The organism is Labrys sedimenti, from assembly GCF_034424805.1.
GTDB lineage: Bacteria > Pseudomonadota > Alphaproteobacteria > Rhizobiales > Labraceae > Labrys > Labrys sedimenti.
The window spans coordinates 1-1,043 of sequence record NZ_JAXOUF010000100.1 but is presented as its reverse complement, the minus strand read 5'-3'; the positions used below and the strand labels follow the sequence as shown (position 1 = coordinate 1,043).

Sequence of the window (1,043 nt, the reverse complement as noted above, 5' to 3'; positions counted from 1 at the left end):
CCGGCCCCGAGCAGACAGCGATCGAGATGGTGACGCTCGATACGCTTGTTCCCAAAGATCATCTGCTGCGCAAGATCGATGCGGTGATCGACTTTTCCTTCATCCATGATCGGGTATCCGGGCTTTACAGCGCGGACAATGGCCGCCCGCCCTTGGACCCGACCTTGATGTTCAAGGCGTTGTTCATCGGCTACCTGTTCGGCATCCGCTCGGAGCGCCAGTTGGTGCGCGAGATCGAGGTGAATGTGGCCTATCGCTGGTTCCTGGGGCTGAAGCTGATGGCGCCGGTGTTCGACGCCTCGACGCTGTCGCAGAACCGTCGTCGGCGCTACAACGACACGGATGTGGCTCAAGCCATCTTCGATGCCATCGTGGAGCAGGCGATCGGGCATGGGCTTGTGGATGGCCGGGTGCTGTACACGGATTCCACCCATCTGAAGGCGAATGCCAACGCCAGGAAGTTCGACCTTGCCCAGGTCGCCAAGTCGCGGGCCGATTATTGGCAGGCGCTGGATGCGGCTGTCGAGGCAGAGCGGGCGGCGCACGGCCAGGAGCCTCTGCCGGTGCGCGAGCGTGAGCCCGAGGTGAAGGAAACCAAGGTCTCGCGGGTGGATCCGGACAGCGGCTACATGGTGCGCGATGGCAAGCCCAGGGGCTTCTTCTACCTCGATCACCGCACGGTGGACGGCAAGGTCGGCATCATCACCGATACGTTCGCCTCGCCCGGCAACGTGCATGACAGCATCGTCTATCTGGGCCGGCTCGACCGCCAGCGCGAGCGCTTCGCCCTGCCGGTGACGGCGGTGGGGCTGGATGCGGGCTATGCCAGTGCCGGCATCGCCAAGGGGCTGGAGGATCGGGCGATCCTGGGCGTGACCGGCTATCGTACCCCCAATCCACCCAAGCCTGGCATGATGCGCAAGAGCCAGTTCATCTATGAGGCGGAACGCAACGGCTATCGCTGCCCGCAGGGGCAGTTGCTGGCCTATGCCACCACCGACCGCAGCGGTTATCGCCAGTACGCTTCCGATCCGGCCCTCTGC

1 protein-coding gene is annotated in these 1,043 nt (G+C 64.0%); it reads left to right on the top strand.

The features are described 5' to 3' along the window. On the top strand, positions 1–1,043 hold a 1,043-nt coding region (locus tag U1R88_RS35600), incomplete at both ends, for an IS1182 family transposase (protein ID WP_425545538.1).